The organism is Alistipes sp. i18-0019-D1 (genome assembly GCF_042852885.1).
Classification (GTDB): domain Bacteria; phylum Bacteroidota; class Bacteroidia; order Bacteroidales; family Rikenellaceae; genus Alistipes.
Window position 1 is genome coordinate 2,014,674 of sequence record NZ_AP031424.1, and the last position, 17,942, is coordinate 2,032,615.

The following is a 17,942-nucleotide window of genomic DNA, read 5'->3' on the forward strand; positions in this document are numbered from 1 at the left end:
GTGCATCGGGGCGGGTCAGTCCGTGAGAAAGGCCCCGTAGATGTCCGCCAGCCGGTTTCGGGGCGGTTAGAAATACTTGATCTCCGAGCCTTCGATGGCCGAAAGGATGTTGTTCGCGGCCGAAGAGGCCCCGATGCGGAACAACTCCGTCGTGAGCCACTCTTTGCCGAGTATCTCCTCGACGATCGTGTAGTAGAGTGCGGCGTCTTCCGCCGTGCGGACCCCGCCTGCGGCCTTGAAGCCGACCTTGCGGCCCGTCTTGTCGTAATAGTCCCGGATCGCGTGGCACATCACCACGGCGGCCTCGGGCGTTGCGGCCACGTCGATCTTGCCCGTCGAGGTCTTCACGAAATCGGCCCCTGCCAGCATCGACAGCAGCGACGCCTTGCGGATCAGCTCGGGGGTTTTCAGCGCTCCCGATTCGATGATCACCTTCAGCACCACGTCGTCGTCCATCTCCGTGCGGATCACCTCCACCTCGTTGGCCGCCTCGTCGTATTCACCCGTAAGCATGCGCCCCACGTTGAGGACGATGTCCACCTCGTCGGCGCCGTTCTCTACGGCCATCGCCACCTCGAGGGCCTTCACTTCGAGAAAGGTCTGCGCCGCGGGAAATCCCCCGCCGACACTCGTGATCTTCATCGGTGTGCCGTCCACGGCCAGCCCCACGGTCTCGACGAACGAGGGATAGATGCAGATCGAAGCCACGTTGGGGATGTGTGGGTATTTTTGGTAGAACTCCGCGGCCTTGCGGGCGAATTCCGTGACGGATTTCACCGAATCGTTGCACGACAGCGTCGTGAGGTCGATGGCCGAGTAGCAGAATTTGTAGACCTCGGTGTTGTGGTTGCGGGTCTCTGCGGCCTTGCGGATGCGTGCGACCTCTTCGTCGACTTGCGCTGCGCTCCACGCCGGGGCGTATTCTTTCAGGTGGTTGGCGTATTCCATACAATCTTGTTTTTTACAAAATTAGAAAAATTATTCGATCCCGCATCGCTTCCGGACCAATTATTTTAACGGTTGTCCGGCATCGGCCGCCGCCCGGACACGGCGCCGGACCCGCTTAACCGAAAAACGGATGCACCTATGCTTTTGTTGCGGGGCACGCAGGGCAGGATGCAAAAAAAGAGCCTGAACCCTCGCGGGCCAGACTCTTTTTTTATCGATGAAGCCGATTACTTGTTCAACGCCTTCAGGTTGATGTCCTTGGCGGCCTTCTGGGCCAGCGCGGGATTCTTCGAAACGGCGCTCTTCAGCTGTGCCTCTGCGGTCTTCAGGTCGCCTTCCTTGGCAGCGATAACGGCGCGCAGGTAGTCGGCGTCAGCCGAGTTGTCCTTGGCAATGGCCTTCTTGGCGCCGGCCAGGTCGTTCGACTGAACCAGGGCGATAGCTTCGTTGTAGCCTTCGAGGTTCTTGGCGGCAGCCTTGTAGTCGCCTTCGGCGGCAGCCATGGCGGCCTTGGCCTGGGCGTCGGCGGCAGCGGCGTACTTCTTGGCCTCTGCGGTATTGCCGTTAGCCAGGTTGGCGAGCAACAGGTTCTTGCTCAACTCCTTCGACGAATCCAGCTTGGCAGCTTTCTCGAACGATTTCAGAGCGGCGGCCTTGTCACCGGCCTGCGTCTGGGCAACGCCGAGGTTGTTCCATACGCGGGCGTCGTTGAACTTCTTCGAAGCGGCAGTCAGAATGGCAACCTGCTCCCCGGCTCCGTTAGCCAGCTCCTGGGCGGCATAGAGGTACTGCTCTACGGTCAGGTCGCCGCCGTTGCGGTAAGCGGCCATGATCTCGGCGTCGGTCAGACCCTGGAGGTCGGTGCTGTTGACGATCTGCGAACGGCGCAGTTCGGGAAGGATGTCCTTCTTCAGCTCGTTGAAGACGCTCGACATGTTCTTGATCTCGGTCTCACGCTCTGCGGGCGAGTTGTAGAGGCTCAGCACCTGGAGAATGAGGTTCTTGTCCTTGATGTCCGACTTCTCGACCAGCTCCTTGAAGCCGTCCCAGTCTTCGCCGTAAGCAGCGGCGTCGATGTCCAGACCGGCGTCCTTGAGCAGCTTGGCAACGACCTTCTTACCCGATTCGCTGCGCTTCTTCGAAAGCGTGTCGTTGAACTTCACCGGACCGTCGGGCGAAGCGTAGCCCTTCACGGCGATGTTCTGCGTGGCGCGGTCGTTCGTGAGGTTCTTGTCCACGTTCTCCTTGAATGCGCCGAGGTTGGCGTTCTTCTCGTTCTTCTTCGTCACGACCGACGAGTTGATGGCGTAGAGCAGGTCCGTCTTGTCGACTACCGTGGTGACCTTCTTGTAGTTGTTGGCCATCTGATCCATCAGGTCGCCGTACTTGAGGTCCTTCTGCAGGGTGTTCAGACCGTAAGCCACCGTCAGACCGAATTCCTTGGCGATGGCAGCCTTGGCTGCGGCGTCGTTGCCGGCCAGCACGGCAGCCTGCTCCTTGGTGGGGATGGCGCCGGTGTTCAGGTTGACGAGCACGAACTCCTTGGCCTTGCCTTTCGGGCACTTGATCTCGGCGCGGAGCTGCAGGGCGCACTGGTCCATGCGGGGATCGTACGGGAACTCGACGTGCTGCGTGAAATTGCCGCCGTTGCTCATATCTACGACTGCGTAGTTCTCGTCCACCTTCGAACCCTGGTAGTATTTGGTGGCGCCGGCTACTTCGCCGCCTTCGAATACGATGACGGGGGTAACTTTGATGATGGCCTTCTTGTTGAAATACTCTACGGGGAAGGTCACATTGATGTCCGCGGCAACCGTGCCGTTGTTCAGCGTCAGAATCTCGGGGGTGACCGTCAGCTTGATGTCGTCCCGGTTCTTGGCCATCTTCTTGAAGCAGTTACAGCTCGAGAATGCCAGTGCGGCAGCTACGAGCACAACGCTCAATTTCATTAAGTTTTTCATAATAGGTAAAAGTTAATGTGTTTATTTTGAATTTGTTTGCCTCTTTTTCCGTTTCGTTTGCCCTTCGTTTGCCCTTCGTCCGCCCTTCGTCCGCCCTTCGTTCGCCCTCTGTCCGTCCTCCATCCCTCCTTCGTTCGTCCATCAGGGCCGGTGCTTACCGGGCCGCGGAACAGCGCAAATATAGAAAACTCTTGCTGATTATGCAATATTCCGGACGGAAAAAAGCGCTGTTTTCCGTCCGAAATATCCACATTAACAGTCTTCTTTACTCCTCTTTGTGCTCGTGACGCTCACGGCGTTCGCCGCGGTCGCGACGCTCGCCACGCTCACCGCGCTCGGGACGCGGACGGCGCTCACGCTCCACGTAGCCTTCGGGCTTGGGAAGAAGCGCCTTGCGCGACAGTTTGAGCTTGTTGGTCTTGGGGTCTACGCCGATCAGTTTGACGTCGATCTCGTCGCCCTCCTTCAGACCCGTCTCCTCCATGGTCTCGAAACGCTTGTAGTCGATCTCCGAGATATGGAGCAGGGCGTCCTTGCCCGGCATGATCTCGACGAACGCGCCGAAGGCGACGATCGAACGGACCTTGCCGTGGTACGTCTCGCCCACTTCGGGGATGGCTACGATGGCCTTGATGCGGGCCAGCGCTCCGTCGAGGGCCTCCTTGTCGATGCCGAAGATGTCCACGATACCCTTGTTGTCCACCTCCGTGATGGTGATGGTGGTGTTGGTGGTCTTCTGGATGTCCTGGATCACCTTTCCGCCCGGGCCGATAACCGGACCGATCATATCCTGCGGAATGACGATCTGCACGATGCGCGGCACGCAGGGCTTGTAGTCCTCGCGCGGCTCGGCGATGCACTCGGTGATCTTGCCGAGGATGTGCATGCGGCCTTTGCGGGCCTGCTCCAGCGCGGCGGCCAGCACCTCGTAGGAGAGTCCGTCGACCTTGATGTCCATCTGCGTGGCGGTGATGCCGTCTTTGGTTCCCGTCACCTTGAAGTCCATGTCGCCCAGGTGGTCCTCATCGCCCAGGATGTCCGACAGCACGGCCCATTTGCCGGTTGCGGAATCGGAGATCAGCCCCATGGCGATACCCGATACGGGCTTGCGGAGTTTCACGCCGGCGTCCATCAGCGCGAGGGTTCCGGCGCAGACCGTGGCCATCGACGACGAGCCGTTCGACTCGAGGATGTCCGACACGACGCGCACGGCGTAGGGGTTGTCCTCGCCCAGCGGAATCATCGGCTTCAGGGCGCGCCATGCCAGGTGGCCGTGGCCGATTTCGCGGCGCGAGAGGCCGCGGGCGGCCTTGGCCTCGCCCGTCGAGAAGGGCGGGAAGTTGTAGTGGAGCACGAACTGCTCGGTTCCTTGTACGAGCACCTCGTCCTTGACTTTTTCGTCCAGTTTCGTGCCGAGCGTAACGGTCGTCAGCGACTGCGTTTCACCGCGGGTGAAGATCGCCGAGCCGTGGGCTGCGGGCAGGTAGCCCACCTCGCACCAGATCGGGCGGATCTCGTCGGTCTTGCGGCCGTCGAGGCGGACGCCTTCGTCGAGGATCATGTTGCGCATGGCCTTCTTCTGCACGTCGTCGTGGAAATATTTGTGGATCAGCGGGGCCTTCTCGACCAGCTCCTCCTCCGAATAACGGGCTGCGAACTCGGCTTCGAGGGCATTGAACTTGTCCTCGCGCTCGTGTTTCATCGTGCCGCTCGTGGCGATGGCGTAAGCCTTGTCGTAAAGTTCCCGGATGATCGTCTGGCGGAGTTCCTCGTCGTTGACTTCGTGGCAGTAGGTGCGTTTCACGTCCTTGCCCAGTTCTTTCGAAAGCTCGATCTGTACGGCGCAGTGTTTCTTGATCTCCTCGTGCGCAAACTTGATGGCGCCGAGCATCACCTCTTCCGAAACCTCCTTCATCTCACCCTCGACCATCAGGATGTTGTCGATCGTACCGCCGACCATGATGTCCAGGTCGCATTCGGGCATCTCCGAATAGGTGGGGTTGATGGCGTATTCGCCGTTGCGTCGTACGACGCGGACCTCCGAGATGGGGCCGCCGAAGGGAATGTCCGATACGGCGAGCGCCGCCGAGGCGGCCAGACCGGCCAGCGCGTCGGGCTGAATATCCTTGTCCGCCGAAATGAGGGTGACCGTCACGTAGACTTCGGCGTGGTAATCCGCGGGGAACAGGGGGCGGAGGGCGCGGTCGATCAGCCGGGCGACGAGGATCTCGCTGTCGTTAGCACGGCCTTCGCGCTTCATGAAACCTCCGGGATAGCGGCCGATGGAGGCGTACTTTTCTTTGTACTCTACCTGCAGGGGCATGAAATCGGTGTCGGGTTTTGCGTCCTTTGCGGCCACGACGGTACCGAGCAGCATCGTGTCGCCCATCTTGACGACGACCGAGCCGTCGGCCTGCTTGGCCAGTTTGCCCGTTTCGATCTCGATCTGGCGTCCGTCGGCCAGGGCGATCGTTTTACGGACTGCGTTGTACAGCTTCTTTTCTTCCATAAAAATTTTAAACCTATAGTGTTTTCGAATTGTTTTTCGCAACGAAAATGAAGGCAACCCCTCTCGGGAATTGCCTTCATTTCTTCCTCGGGATTACTTGCGGAGATTCAGCGTCTTCACGATTGCGCGGTAGCGCTCGATGTCGACCTCCTTCAGGTATTCCAGCAACGCGCGGCGCTTGCCGACCAGGCGCAGCAGTGCGCGCTGGGTTCCGAAGTCGTGCTTGTTGCTTTTGAGGTGTTCCGTAAGGTGGCTGATACGGTAGGAAAACAACGCGATCTGACTTTCGGGCGAACCCGTGTCGGTGTTAGACTTGCCGTACTGGCCGAAAAGCTCCTGCTTTTTCTCAGCTGTTAAATAAGCCATTGTGTAAATTTATTTACGTTCCACTCTACGACGCATCCCCCTTACCGTGGATAACGCCAGAGCGTTCCGCAAAGGTAGGAAATAATTCATAATTCATAATTCATAATTCACAATTATTTTCAATTTGGCGTCTAAAAATAACAAATTAATCGGGAAAATCGTATTTTTGCGGCTAAACAAGTGAAAATTATGGGGAAAACGGGTGTGCGCGGAACTTTCGCCGCGCTTGTTGCCGCGGCGCTGTGCGGCTGCGGGAGCGGGCCGGATTTCGTCACCGTCGACGGGACGATGCTCGGCACGACGCTGCATGTGGTGGCCGACGTGAAGGGTGTCTCGCAGCAGCGGCTCTATGCGGCCGTCATGGAGTTGGACCGCGAGGCCAAGGCGTCGATGTCGATCTACGATTCGACGTCGCTCGTGAGCCGCCTGAACCGCAACGAAACCGACAGCGTCGACCGCCACATCGCCTTCAACCTGCATCTGGCCGACAGCATCGGCGCGTTGAGCGACGGGCGTTACGACGTGACCGTCAAGCCGCTGGTTGAGGCGTGGGGTTTCGCCGGGCGGGAGCGTGCCGATAATCCGAATGTCGATTCGATTCTCGCATTCGTGGGCCGCGAAAAGGTCCGCGTCGAAGGCGGGCGGCTGGTGAAGGACGACCCGCGCGTGCAGCTGGATTTCAACTCCGTGGCCAAAGGCTATACGGTCGACCTGCTGGCCGCACTGGTCGAGAAATACGGGGCTGAAAACTACATCGTCGACATCGGCGGCGAGGTCCGCTGCCGGGGACTCAACCGGCAGGGCAGGGCGTGGCGCATCGGCGTCGAAACGCCTTTCGACGGCAACATGTCGGACGGCGAATACCTTCAGAAACGGATTCGGATGACCGGCGGCGGGCTGGCCACCTCGGGCAACTACCGCCGGTTCTACCTCGACGGGGAGGGCAACAAGGTCGCCCACACCATCGACCCCCGCACGGGGCGCAGCGCCCTTTCGCGCCTGCTGTCGGTGACCGTCGCGGCCCCGACCTGCGCCGAGGCCGACGCGCTGGGGACCATGTTCCTGGCGATGGGCGCCGACGATGCGCTGGCGGCCGCGGAACGGATGCCCGGCGTGAAGGCGTACTTCATCCTGGCGGGCGACGGCGGGGAGTACGAGGAGTACGTCTCGCCGGCCATGGAAGCGTTGATTCTGAAATAGCGAGATAAATGAAAACAGCGGTATTCCTCTACAATCCCGAATCGGGCAAGGGAAAGATCGCCCGCAACGTCGGGTGCATCAGTACGATTTTTCAGGCCTACGGCTACGACGTCACGCCGCAGAAGATCGACTTTACGGCCAATCCGTTCGACGGCAACGAGACAATCGACCTGATGGTCGTCGCCGGCGGCGACGGCACGGTGAACTATGTGGTCAACGCCATGAAACGCAAGGGACTGGACATTCCCATCGGCGTGATTCCGGCCGGTACGGCCAACGATTTCGCCGGGGCGGTCGGCATGTCGCGCGAGCCGCTCGAAGCGGCGCGGCAGATCGCGTCGGGCGTCGTCGAGAGGGTCGACTGCGGGCGGGTGAACGACCTGTATTTCGTCAATATCTTTTCGTTCGGCATCTTCACGACCACCTCGCAGCGCACGCCCGACGAGCGCAAGCACAAGATCGGCAAACTGGCATATATCATCGAGGGGGTCAAGGAGTTCCGCACGATGCACGCCGTGCCGCTGGAGATCGAGGCCGACGGCGAGCGGTTCGACCTGCGGTCGCTGATGGTGCTGATTTTCAACGGCGAGACGGCGGGCGGTTTCCACCTGGCGCGGCGGTCGTCGATCAAGGACGGGCTGTTCGACTGCATCCTGCTGGAGAAGAAGAACTTCTTCCGTTCGACGCTGGCCATGTGCCGCTACCTGGCGGGAGGCAGTCCGAAGATCGTCCGCCATCTCCGGGCGCAGCGGATCGACATCCGGTCGTCGGTCAACGAACCCACGGACGTCGACGGGCAGAAGGGAGCCGAATTCCCGCTGCACATCGAATGTCTGGCGGGCGGCCTGCGTGTGATGTGCGCCAAACAGACCTCGGGCAATTCCTGATTTTGGGCGTCCGGCCCGTATTCCGGCCGCTGGTCCGGTTGCAGGCGCTGAACCCCTCCCGCGGGCTGGGCTTGGGCCGGACGGACTTATGGCGCGAAAACAGGCGCCATGACTGCTGTGGCGGCTCGGCAATCCGCAGGCGGTTGTCCTGCCGTCCGCAGCCGTGCATACGGCGGAACGCAGCGGCGACAGCGTTCGGAAACCGGGAAGTTTTTTTATTTCCGCACTTGCGATTTTAAGCGGTAATTGTTACTTTTGTCGGAAAAACTACGACGATATGGCGGATAACGGCAAAACGGCGCGCAGCGGAGGACGCGAAAGTTTGCGCAAAGTCTCCATCTCCCGGATCAAGAAGGAGATGAGCGACGTCTTTTACCTCTCGGACGATCTGGTGATCTCCGCACTCACGGCCGACAAGAACACCACGGCCGACTATCCGACCTCGATCGACGGTTTTACGGCCATCATCATGATGGCGGGCGAGGCCACCGTGTCGATCGACATGCAGAATTACAGCATCAAACCCAACACGATCGTCTTTTTCAACCCCGATTCGATCATCCGCACGGTCAAATGTTCGTCGAACGCCGCGGCTTACCTGTTGGCCTTCTCGAAATCGTTCGTCAACGAGATCCAGATCGACCTCTCGACCTCGCTGCCGGTCTACATGCGCTTCGGCAAGGCTCCCGTGCTGGAGGTCACGCCGCAGGACGTGGACGAAATCCGCCAGTTGTTCCAGCTCATCAAGACCATGCTGCGCAGCGACAAGGAGCGTTACCGCCACGAGATCATCCGCACGCTCTTCACCACGGCGTTCTACATCATCACCGAGATCAACCAGCGCGAGCAGCCCGGCGAGATGAAGCAGGGACGCTGCGAGGTGCTGTTCGACGAGTTCATGTCGCTCCTGCAGCAGTACAACAAGAAGGAGCGCAACGTGAGCTTCTACGCCAAGCAGCTCAATATCACGCCCAAATACCTCTCGTCCGTGGTGAAGGAGGTGAGCGGCAAGACCGCCGCGCGGTGGATCGACGAGTCGGTGATCCTCGAAGCCAAGGCCCTGCTCAAGTATTCCGGGATGAGCATTCAGGAGATCGCCTACCACCTCAATTTCTCGACGCAGTCCTTCTTCGGCAAGTATTTCAAACAGCATACCGGGACTTCGCCCTCGCGTTACAAACGGAAAGGATAACGGCCCGTGAAACGGCTGATCCTGCTCTGTTGCTGCCTTGCGGCGGCCGCCCTTTCGGCCCGGCCCGGGACGCCGGAGCGCGACATCCGCGCCCTGGCCGATTCGGTGCGGGCGACGGTGGGCGTCGCCGTGGTGTTCGATGACGGCGACACGCTCGTGGTGAACGGCTCCCGTCCCTATCCCATGTTGAGCGTCTTTAAATTCCATCAGGCGCTGGCCGTGCTCGACAGCCTTGCCCGCGGCGGCCTTCCCCTTGCGACGCGCATTCCGGTCCGTCGCTCCGACCTGCCGCCCGATACGTGGTCGCCGCTGCGCGAAGTCTGTCCCGCGGGCGGCGAGTTCACCGTGGCGGAACTGCTGGCATACAGCGTCGCGCAGAGCGACAACAACGTCTGTGACCTGTTGTTCCGCTTCCTCGGCGGACCGGAGACCGTGAGCCGCTATGTCGCCCGGCTGGGCGTCGGTGAGACGGAGATCGTCGCCGACGAGGAGACGATGCACCGCCATACGGACAACCAGTATCTCAACCGGACCACGCCGCTGGCGGCCGTGCGGCTGCTCGAACGTTTCCGCCGCGGGGAATTGCTCCCGGATGAATACGGGGATTTCCTGGAGAGGACGATGTTCGCGACGACGACCGGTCCCGACAAACTCCGCGGGTTGCTGCCTGCCGGGGTCGCCGTGGCGCATAAGACCGGCAGTTCGGACCGCACGGCGAGCGGGGTGAAGATCGCCGACAACGACATCGGATTCGTCCGTCTGCCCGATGGCCGGGAGTATTCGATTGCGGTCTTCGTGATGGATTCCCGCGAGGACGACCGGACCAATGCCGCCGTCATCGCCCGCATTTCGCGGCTTGTCTACGATTACGCCATCCGGCCGTAAAATGAAAAGCCCCGGTCTTGCGGCCGGGGTTTTTCGTGGTGTTATTTCAGCGCTTCGACCACCTGTCGGATCATCGCCGGAATGGCGTGCTCCTCCTGGGCGGTGTAGAAGTTGCCGTCGATCTCGAACGGGGCGTCCGTCGCCACGGGACCCGTCACGGCGGCTTTGGCCATCGGGTGCACGGCGACGCGCCGTCCGGCGGCGACACCTGCGAATCCGAACATCATCCCTGCGGCGCAGTGGCCGATCATCGGTTTGCCCGTCTCCCCGAAGGTTTTCAGCACCTCCATCAGGTCCTTGTTCCAGGGCTTGTCGGCGTTCTGCGCGAAGACCGGCACGGCGTCGCCGCAGGCGAACACCAGGGCGTCGTACTCCTCTTCGTGTCCTTTGAGGCTGGCGATCACGTCGTCGGCGGTCAGCCCGACGCCCGAATTGGTGCGGATCTCCCGGCTGTCGGACACCGCAAAGACGGTGTAGGGAATCCGGTTCTCGAAAAATGCTTCCAGATACTGGAACAGGCCCATCCCGTTCACGGGATTCACGGCCACGACGGCTGTTTTCTTTGACATGGTTGCGATTTGTTTAGTGAAACAATGGTTATTTTCGGTAAGTTTATTACTTTTGCTTACAAATATAGGCAGATTCGTGTTTATAGACAAGAACGCACTTAAAAATGAGTTGGTTACGGAAAAGTAACCGTTGCTGGAAATCAAAGGGATGGAAACGGAAAAAAGTTTGCAGAATTTTGCGCCCACGGGTTCCTGCCCGGTCCGGGACGTGCTGTGCCGCCTGGGGGACAAGTGGTCGATGCTGGTGCTGCTGACGTTGGACGCCAACGGCGTGATGCGTTTCAGCGAGATTCACCGCACGCTGGGCGACATTTCGCACCGCATGCTGACCGTCACGCTGCGGATGCTCGAAACCGACGGGATGATCCGCCGCGAAGTCTATGCCGAGGTTCCGCCGCGGGTGGAATACAGCCTTACGGAGCGGGGCGGGAGCCTTCTGCCGCATATTTTCGGACTGGTGGAGTGGGCCGAGGCGAACAAGGAGGCTATTCTGGACGGCCGCCGGAGATCCTGAACGACATCCGCCGGGCATCCGTGCCGTCGGGGTAGTAGCCGCGCAGCAGCCGTTCGTCCCGGAAGCCGTTGCGGGCGTAAAGCCTTATGGCGGAATCGTTATCGGTGCGCACTTCGAGCGTCACTTCACGCAGCCCGAGCCGCCGGGCCAGCACGATAGCGGCGTCCAGCAATGCCTGTCCGACTCCGCAGCCGCGCGCCGCGGGGTCCACCGCCACGGAGTAGATGCGGAGGTTTTGCGCCGTGCGCCGCATCAGCAATGAAATGTAGCCGACGACCGCACCGTCGCGGGTGGCGGCGTAGGACGCTCCCTGCGCATGCGTCAGCAGGTAGAGCAGCTGCCGCCGCGTGAAAGCCTCCCCTTCCGGGAAACAGCGCCGCTCGACGCACTCCACGGCGTCGAGGTCCCCGGCCGTCGCGGGACGTATTCCGACTGCGGGGTTCATTGCGCGTGGAGGCGGTTGAGGCAGTGGACGAAATGGTTGAGGATGCGGTAGTAAAGCTCGTCGCCCAGCACGGCGTCCTCGACCTCGTGGTCGATCGACGGGTTGTCGTTGATCTCGATCACCACGGCTCTGCCGTTGATGAGTTTCAGGTCCACGCCGTACAATCCCTTGCCGATCAGCGCCGCGGCCTTTACGGCCGTGTCGAGCACTTTCTGCGGCGCCTTGTAGATGGGCACGGTTTCCCACGCGCCGCACAGGTTGCGGCCCGTGTCGTCGTGGGCGTGGTTGTAGATCTGCCAGTGGCCCTTGGCCATGAAATACTTGCAGGCGAAGAGCGGTTCGCCGTCCAGGAGGCCGATCCGCCAGTCAAACTCCGTGGGGATGAACTCCTGGGCCAGCAGCACGGCCGAATGCCCGAACATCTCGCCGAGGGCCGCGCGCAGCTCCTCCTCGTTGCCGACCTTGTGCATGCCGACCGAGAACGATCCGTCGGGAATCTTGAGGATGAAGGGCGCGCCGAGGCGTTCGCTGATCTCCCCGAAGGTATATTCGTTGCTGCGGAACAGCAGCTGCGAGGCCGGGGCCGGGATGCGGGCCTTTTCGAAAAGTTCGCACAGGTAGACCTTGTTCGTGCAGCGGATGATCGACTCGGGATCGTCGATCACGGCGATGTCGTTCATCGCGGCCCGCTGCGCGAGGCGGAAGGTGTAGTGGTTGAGCGATGTGGTCGTGCGGATGAACAGCGCGTCGAACTCCATCAGCCGCGTGGCCTCCTCTTCGGTGATCAGCTCCGCGTGGATGTTCATTTTCCGGGCCACCTCGAGGAATTTGCCGAGGGCGTCCTTGTCGCTGGGCGGAAATTTTTCGTCCGGGTCGTAGAGAATGGCGAGGTTGTAGCGTGCGGGTTTGGCCGAGCGCGGCGAGCGCCATACCTTCTTGTTGAAGCTGTCCAGTGCGTTGGCGAAGTCGTCCTGTTCGCTCTCCGAGAGCTGGCGCAGGGAAAGGGCCTGCACCGACTCGATCTGGTTGCGGGCGTGGTTGTTCATCGTCACGCGCAGGATCGGGCACGGGTAGTGGTCGAAAATGAAGCGTGCGATCTTCTCCAGCCCCTTCTCGCGGCAGGTCCCGAAATAGATGTTCAGCTGCCAGATTTCGTCGGTGATACGGTTGCGCTCGATCCATTGGTGGCACAGCTGCTGCAGGTTGCTGTTCATGCGGATTCCCGCACCCGATTCGAGCTTGTTGAGGGTCTCGACGCCCGGCAGCACCCGGTGTCCCCGGGCCTGGGCCAGCAGCGAGCAGTAATAACCCTCGGAGTTGTAGCCGTATTCGTCGCTCAAATTGATGACCAGTTTGGGCGTCCGTTCCCCGTAACGGTGTTCGAGGTAGTCGGTGACGGTTACGAGCGAATCCGTTTCGCAGTAGGGCTTCCAGTCGTTGAGGCTGTTCAGCAGGATGAAGACGCTATTCATACAGAAGTATTTTCAATGCGCCAAATGTAAGCAAATAAAGCATACGCTGTACACCCTGCGGGCCGTTTTGCAAAATAAAAAAACGGGCTTCCGCAGAAGCCCGTTTTCCGGTTGCCCGGAGGCCGTCAGGCCCGTTTTTTCGCCGCCTTGGCAGCCACCGCCTTGTCCAGCTCGATGATGAAGTCCGAGAGGACGTTCATGTAGTTGATGAAGGCGTCGTAAGCCGAATCGTAGGGGTTGAAGTAGGAGTGCACGTCGCCGTCCGACAGCCACTTGGTGGCCATGTAGTAGAAATGGTCGGAGGTCTGCATGAAACTCCATACATAGTCGAAGTCGGGGTTCTTCAGTGCAGAGACCTTCTCCTTCTGGGCGTAGAGTTTCGAGAAGGCTTCGTTCTGCAGTTCGTTGCCCAGCCATGCCGTCACGTCGCGCTCCTCGTCGGCCCACGACATCACGTGCGGGCAGTGGAGCACCGAAACCGGCTGGTATTTCTTCGCCGCTTCGGTCACCGTGGCGAACTCCAGGCCGTTTTTCTTGGCGAGAATCGCTTTGGGCAGTGCGCGCATGAATTCGAAGATGCCCGTGTCGGCGGTCTGGTGCTCGCCGAAGGTCTCGTAGTCCATGAACAGGTTGACGACCTCGCCCGGCGTCTCGTCCGAGGCGAGCCACTGCACGTACTTGTCGGCCGTCAGGGGCCATTCGTCCCAGCTCTTGTTCGAGAAACGGAAGGCGATGTCGTCCGAGAGCTTGTAGTTGCGCAGCAGCAGGCGCAACTTCTGGTCGATGGCGTTGGCGTAGACGTAGTTGGGCGATTTCCAGCCCAGCACGTGCTTGGCGCCTTCGGCCAGCATCGTGCGGAAGCCCATGCCGGCGACCATCGCGCCGATCTCGTCCGAATAGATCAGCTCCGTGTTGCGGAAGGCCGTGGGTTTCACCCCGAACTCCTTCCTGATGAGGTTGGCGTGCAGCTTGACCTGCTCCGTGAAATCCTCCTTCGAGGCCAGCGAGGCCAGCGAGTGGGAGTAGGTCTCGGCGAGGAACTCCACGCAGCCCGTCGCGGCCAGCTCCTTGAACGAGTCGAGCACTTCGGGGGCGAAGGCGCGGAACTGTTCGATGGCGATGCCCGTGATCGAGAACGAACAGCGGAACTTGCCCTTGTTCTCCTTGATGAGTTTGAGCAGCAGGGCGTTCATCGGCAGGTAGCACTGGCGGGCGACCTTCTGCATGATCGAACGGTTCATGAGGTCGTCCAGGTAGTTGTGGTCCTTGCCCATGTTGAAGAAGCGGTATTTCTTCAGACGCCAGGGCTGATGCACCTGAAAATAAAGACAGACGGTTTTCATGCGGGATGCTATTTTAATTGTTTTTTATTCTCTTCGATCACGGTTTCGTACACCGATTTGATCTTCGCCGCGGCGTCGTTCCACTTGAGGTTGGTCACCTCTTCGAGGCCCTTCGAGGCGAACATGTCCGACAGGGCGGGATACTTGATCAGTCCGTAGATGGCGTCGGCCAGGGCGTCCACGTCCCAGTAGTCGACCTTTACGGCGTAGTCCAGCACTTCGGCCACGCCGCTCTGCTTGGAGATGATCACCGGGACGTTCGAGCGCATCGCCTCCAGCGGCGAGATGCCGAAAGGCTCCGAGACGGAGGGCATCACGTAGACGTCCGACAGCTGGAACATCTTGTGCACGTCCTCCCCGCGGAGGAATCCCGTGAAGTGGAACCGGTCGGCGATGCCGAGCCGCGCCACGCGGCGGATGACGTGGTTCATCATGTCGCCCGAACCGGCCATCACGAACCGCACGCCGGGAACCCGCTTGAGGACCTTGGCGGCCGCCTCGACGAAGTAGTCGGGGCCTTTCTGGTAGGTAATGCGCCCCAGGAAGGTCACGATCTTGTCGTCGACGCCCCGCTCGGGTGTTGTGCCGCAGTTCTGGGCGAAGCGCACGGCATTGTGCACCGTGACGACCCGCTCGGCCGGAACGCCGTAGCGGTTGATGACGATGTTGCGCGTGAGGTTCGAAACGGCGATCACCCGGTCGGCGGCGTGCATGCCGGCCCGCTCGATGGCGTAGACCTGCGTGTTGACGTTCTCGCCCGAGCGGTCGTACTCCGTGGCGTGCATGTGCACCACCAGCGGCTTGCCCGACACGCGCTTGGCCGCAATGCCGGCGTAATAGGTCAGCCAGTCGTGGGCGTGGATCACGTCGAACTGCCCTTCGAGGTCCTTGGCCACCTGCGCGGCGACCACGGCGTAGCGCGCCACCTCCTCCATGAGGTTGGCGCCGTACTTGCCCGAGAAGGTGTAGCGCTGTTTCCAGGCGTCGGTCGTCGACCAGGTCTTCCGGCCCGACTTGACATACTGCTCGTGGTAGGATTCGTACTCCTCGGGGGAGATATAGGGGACCATGTTCGAGTCGATGTGGATGAACGACATCTTCTCCAGAATGTCGTCCGCGCCGCTGCCCGTCGAACCGTACATGGCCTCCACGTCGCTGGCGTTCACGACGTGCGTGAAACGCTGGTCCTCGTCGCCGTAGGCATGCGGAACGATGAAGGTGACGTCTACACCGTTGCGCGCCAGTCCGCGGGTCATTCCGTAGCAGGCCGTTCCAAGCCCGCCTGCAATGTGGGGCGGAAACTCCCATCCGAACATTAAAACTCTCATACCTTATCTTTTTGTAATTTCATTTTTGCCGCCTGTGCGCTTTCTCTCCGCATCCCTTCACGGCGCTCGGCCGTGTCCGTAAGTCAGATCCCGCTTTGAACCCCTCCCCTGGGGAGGGGTCTCGCCATCCGGCACAACTCTCTTTCACATTGTGCGCCCGGGCCGTATTCGTTATTTCGTTTTTTTCGTCGTTTTCTTCTCCGTTGTCTTTTTTGCGGCCGGTTTCTTCGCAGCTTTTGCTGCGGGTTTCCCGGCCTTCGCGGCAACCCCTTTCTTACCAACGTTTTCTGCGGCCTTCGCAGTCTTCGGATTCGCTTTTTTCGCGATCTTTTCCGACTTTCCGGGCTTTTCTTCCGGTTTGCGCGCGAGGATCATGCCGTAAATGTCCAGCACGGCCGCGACGCTCCACGCCTGCGAGATGGCGCCGCGCGGTGCGAACGGGGGATCGGCGTCGAACAGCTCGCCGATCGAACCGATGCCGTAGGTCTGGATGTCCTCCTCGAATCCGGCGAGAATCTCCTCGGCCTGCGGCAGGAAGGCGTCGCCGTCGATGTCGAAGCAGGCGCTGACGTAGAACGACAGCAGCCACGGCCATACCGAGCCGTTCTTGCCCGCGAAGTCGCGTTCGGCGGGAGTGCCCTCCTGCGAACCCTTGTAAAGCGGATTGCGGGGCGAGAGCGTGCGCAGTCCCTTCGGCGTGAGGAGGTGCTGCCGTACCGTGCGGATCACCTCCAGCTGGGTCTGCTCGTCGAGCATCTTGTAGGGCAGTCCGCAGGCGACGATCATGTTCGGGCGGATGTCCGTACCGGTGCCGTCGCAGCCCACATAGTCGGCCAGGTAGCCTTCGGGCAGGCGGAACAGCTCGTTGAACGCCGCCGCGGTGCGTTCGGGCAGTTTCTCCCACGCCTTCACGAACTTTGTGTCGCCTGCCTCGCCGGCCAGCCGGAGGGTGTAGCGGACGGCGTTGTACCACAGGGCGTTGACCTCGACCTGGTAGCCGTTGCGCGGGGTGACGGAGCGGCCGTCGATCACGGAGTTCATCCACGTGAGGGGAACCTCGTCCGACGAGGCCCACACCAGTCCGTTGTCGTTGAGCACGACACGGCCCGCGACGCCCCGTTTATACGATTCGAGCACCTGCTTCATGGCTTCGCCGTAGCGTTTCCAGATCTTCTTCGCGCCGATCTGCGCTTCGAGCCGCTGGAGGGTCCAGAAGAACCACAGCGGGGCGTCCGCGGCCGCTGCCGCCGAAGCGTTCCCGGCGAACATGCCGTCCTGCATGCCGCGCACCTGCGTGTCGAGGGCGTCGATGCAGTCCTCCTTGTGGTTCTGCCACAGGGTGATGCCCGGCAGCGAGACGAAGGTCTGGCGGCCCGAAACCCCGTGCCACGGATAGCCCGAGACCACCTCCGTCCGGTTGCCCGGGCGGCGGATCACGAACTGCCGCGCCGAGTGTTCGAGGCAGCTGATGAAGTCGATCTTGTGCGTGCGGCGCGCGATGGAGCCGCCGAAGACCTCCTCGATGGTTTTCGTCGAGCCCATTTCGTCGAGCGACGCCGAGAAGATGATGCTCTCGCCCTTCTTCAGCTCGGTTTCGAAATAGCCCGTGGTCATCAGGTCCTCGTAGCCGTCGTAGCCGCGGGCGATGTCCTGCCGGTATTCGAAATTGTAGTACCAGTCGGGCGCGGGCACGAACTCCGCGCCGGGTTTGCTGGTCTGGAGATACAGCCACGGAAACGAACCGTAGAGGCGGCATTTCACGCCGTTGACGGCCGGATAGGAGTGCCCGTCGGCCTCCATGTTGGCATGCGTCAGCGCATGCTTGTCGCGGAAGGCGAGGAACGGGCGCAGCCGGAGGCGCGTTTCCGAATGGGCGTCGACGAGCGTGTAGCGGATCATCAGTTGCGTGCGCTTGTGAATCCAGAGCATCTCCTTCTTGAGGATCACGCCGCCTACGCGATAGGTGATCGTGGGGGTCGGAGTGTACTCGAAATCGGTGATGTACTTGTGGCCGCGCGGCTCGTAGGTCCCCTGGAAACGGTGCAGCGCCAGGTTGAACGTCTGGTCGTGCTGGATGATCGTTTCGTCGAGCGCCGACAACAGGACGTAGGTCCGGTCGCTGTCGTCGATCGGGGCCACCATCAGGCCGTGGTAACGGCGGGTGTTGCAGCAGACGATGGTCGTGCTCATATAGCCGCCGATACGGTCCGTTGCGAGCATTTCGCGCTGGAGCGAGTACTCCAGATTGCCCAATTCGCTTTTGTCGAAAGTAAGTGCTGACATATCGCTAAAAAATACGGTTCGTCCTTTAAAGATATTGAAA

At 60.8% G+C, this 17,942-nt stretch carries 15 protein-coding genes; 5 read left to right on the forward strand and 10 right to left on the reverse strand.

Annotated elements, in window-relative coordinates; genetic code table 11:
- Positions 1–66: 66 nt before the first annotated feature.
- The 4 genes from deoC to rpsO form a co-directional block, all read right to left on the reverse strand.
- Positions 67–948: a deoxyribose-phosphate aldolase gene (gene deoC, locus ACGHP5_RS08310; protein ID WP_290532641.1), complete on the reverse strand. Its 882-nt coding sequence runs from the start codon at positions 946–948 to the stop codon at positions 67–69.
- 227 nt (positions 949–1,175) lie between these two features.
- Positions 1,176–2,897, reverse strand: coding sequence for a hypothetical protein (locus ACGHP5_RS08315; RefSeq protein ID WP_290532674.1), 1,722 nt, complete (start codon positions 2,895–2,897; stop codon positions 1,176–1,178).
- A gap of 277 nt (positions 2,898–3,174) precedes the next feature.
- Entirely contained in the window at positions 3,175–5,418 is a 2,244-nt protein-coding gene (gene pnp / locus ACGHP5_RS08320) for a polyribonucleotide nucleotidyltransferase (RefSeq protein WP_295901265.1), read from the reverse strand.
- A gap of 93 nt (positions 5,419–5,511) precedes the next feature.
- The gene (rpsO, locus tag ACGHP5_RS08325; protein WP_015546507.1) at positions 5,512–5,784 is read right to left on the reverse strand and encodes a 30S ribosomal protein S15; all 273 of its coding nucleotides are present in this window, start codon (positions 5,782–5,784) and stop codon (positions 5,512–5,514) included.
- A 189-nt stretch (positions 5,785–5,973) separates the two neighbouring features.
- On the opposite strand from rpsO, the gene ACGHP5_RS08330 reads away from it, so the two are divergent.
- The 4 genes from ACGHP5_RS08330 to bla all read left to right on the forward strand — a co-directional run bounded on the left by ACGHP5_RS08330 (position 5,974) and on the right by bla (position 9,948).
- Positions 5,974–6,984: an FAD:protein FMN transferase gene (locus ACGHP5_RS08330; RefSeq protein ID WP_290532639.1), complete on the forward strand. Its 1,011-nt coding sequence runs from the start codon at positions 5,974–5,976 to the stop codon at positions 6,982–6,984.
- 8 nt (positions 6,985–6,992) lie between these two features.
- On the forward strand, positions 6,993–7,871 hold the full coding sequence (locus ACGHP5_RS08335) for a YegS/Rv2252/BmrU family lipid kinase (RefSeq protein WP_290532638.1): 879 nt from the start codon (positions 6,993–6,995) through the stop codon (positions 7,869–7,871).
- A 277-nt stretch (positions 7,872–8,148) separates the two neighbouring features.
- Positions 8,149–9,063, forward strand: coding sequence for an AraC family transcriptional regulator (locus ACGHP5_RS08340; RefSeq protein ID WP_295901270.1), 915 nt, complete (start codon positions 8,149–8,151; stop codon positions 9,061–9,063).
- 6 nt (positions 9,064–9,069) lie between these two features.
- Positions 9,070–9,948 (forward strand): class A beta-lactamase, subclass A2, encoded by an 879-nt coding sequence (bla, locus tag ACGHP5_RS08345; protein WP_337657784.1) that lies wholly within the window; start codon positions 9,070–9,072, stop codon positions 9,946–9,948.
- A 41-nt stretch (positions 9,949–9,989) separates the two neighbouring features.
- On the opposite strand, the gene ACGHP5_RS08350 is transcribed toward bla, so the two are convergent.
- A complete protein-coding gene (locus ACGHP5_RS08350) occupies positions 9,990–10,517 on the reverse strand; it encodes a DJ-1/PfpI family protein (RefSeq protein WP_290532635.1) in 528 nt (175 codons plus the stop codon).
- 166 nt (positions 10,518–10,683) lie between these two features.
- On the opposite strand from ACGHP5_RS08350, the gene ACGHP5_RS08355 reads away from it, so the two are divergent.
- Entirely contained in the window at positions 10,684–11,031 is a 348-nt protein-coding gene (locus tag ACGHP5_RS08355; RefSeq protein WP_290532673.1) for a helix-turn-helix domain-containing protein, read from the forward strand.
- Here ACGHP5_RS08355 and rimI read toward each other — a convergent pair.
- From rimI to ACGHP5_RS08380, 5 genes are all read right to left on the reverse strand, one after another.
- Positions 11,003–11,476 (reverse strand): ribosomal protein S18-alanine N-acetyltransferase, encoded by a 474-nt coding sequence (gene rimI / locus ACGHP5_RS08360; RefSeq protein WP_337773472.1) that lies wholly within the window; start codon positions 11,474–11,476, stop codon positions 11,003–11,005. The two genes, ACGHP5_RS08355 and rimI, sit on opposite strands and share 29 nt — an antisense overlap.
- A complete protein-coding gene (locus ACGHP5_RS08365) occupies positions 11,473–12,948 on the reverse strand; it encodes a RimK family protein (RefSeq protein WP_337773473.1) in 1,476 nt (491 codons plus the stop codon). Before ACGHP5_RS08365 ends, rimI begins: the two co-directional genes overlap by 4 nt.
- A 125-nt stretch (positions 12,949–13,073) precedes the next feature.
- Positions 13,074–14,291: a glycoside hydrolase family 57 protein gene (locus tag ACGHP5_RS08370; RefSeq protein ID WP_290532632.1), complete on the reverse strand. Its 1,218-nt coding sequence runs from the start codon at positions 14,289–14,291 to the stop codon at positions 13,074–13,076.
- 8 nt (positions 14,292–14,299) lie between these two features.
- On the reverse strand, positions 14,300–15,619 hold the full coding sequence (locus ACGHP5_RS08375) for a glycosyltransferase family 4 protein (protein ID WP_365944350.1): 1,320 nt from the start codon (positions 15,617–15,619) through the stop codon (positions 14,300–14,302).
- A 171-nt stretch (positions 15,620–15,790) separates the two neighbouring features.
- Entirely contained in the window at positions 15,791–17,902 is a 2,112-nt protein-coding gene (locus ACGHP5_RS08380) for a glycogen debranching enzyme N-terminal domain-containing protein (protein ID WP_390566193.1), read from the reverse strand.
- Positions 17,903–17,942: the final 40 nt, after the last annotated feature.

Coding starts and splice junctions, on each gene's coding strand:
- rimI (WP_337773472.1), bottom strand. CDS start 11,476: ATGAACCCCGCAGTCGGAATACGTCCCGCGACGGCCGGGGACCTCGAC.
- rpsO (WP_015546507.1), bottom strand. CDS start 5,784: ATGGCTTATTTAACAGCTGAGAAAAAGCAGGAGCTTTTCGGCCAGTAC.
- ACGHP5_RS08340 (WP_295901270.1), top strand. CDS start 8,149: ATGGCGGATAACGGCAAAACGGCGCGCAGCGGAGGACGCGAAAGTTTG.
- ACGHP5_RS08375 (WP_365944350.1), bottom strand. CDS start 15,619: ATGAGAGTTTTAATGTTCGGATGGGAGTTTCCGCCCCACATTGCAGGC.
- ACGHP5_RS08330 (WP_290532639.1), top strand. CDS start 5,974: ATGGGGAAAACGGGTGTGCGCGGAACTTTCGCCGCGCTTGTTGCCGCG.
- ACGHP5_RS08370 (WP_290532632.1), bottom strand. CDS start 14,291: ATGAAAACCGTCTGTCTTTATTTTCAGGTGCATCAGCCCTGGCGTCTG.
- ACGHP5_RS08350 (WP_290532635.1), bottom strand. CDS start 10,517: ATGTCAAAGAAAACAGCCGTCGTGGCCGTGAATCCCGTGAACGGGATG.
- ACGHP5_RS08335 (WP_290532638.1), top strand. CDS start 6,993: ATGAAAACAGCGGTATTCCTCTACAATCCCGAATCGGGCAAGGGAAAG.
- ACGHP5_RS08315 (WP_290532674.1), bottom strand. CDS start 2,897: ATGAAATTGAGCGTTGTGCTCGTAGCTGCCGCACTGGCATTCTCGAGC.
- ACGHP5_RS08380 (WP_390566193.1), bottom strand. CDS start 17,902: ATGTCAGCACTTACTTTCGACAAAAGCGAATTGGGCAATCTGGAGTAC.
- deoC (WP_290532641.1), bottom strand. CDS start 948: ATGGAATACGCCAACCACCTGAAAGAATACGCCCCGGCGTGGAGCGCA.
- pnp (WP_295901265.1), bottom strand. CDS start 5,418: ATGGAAGAAAAGAAGCTGTACAACGCAGTCCGTAAAACGATCGCCCTG.
- ACGHP5_RS08365 (WP_337773473.1), bottom strand. CDS start 12,948: ATGAATAGCGTCTTCATCCTGCTGAACAGCCTCAACGACTGGAAGCCC.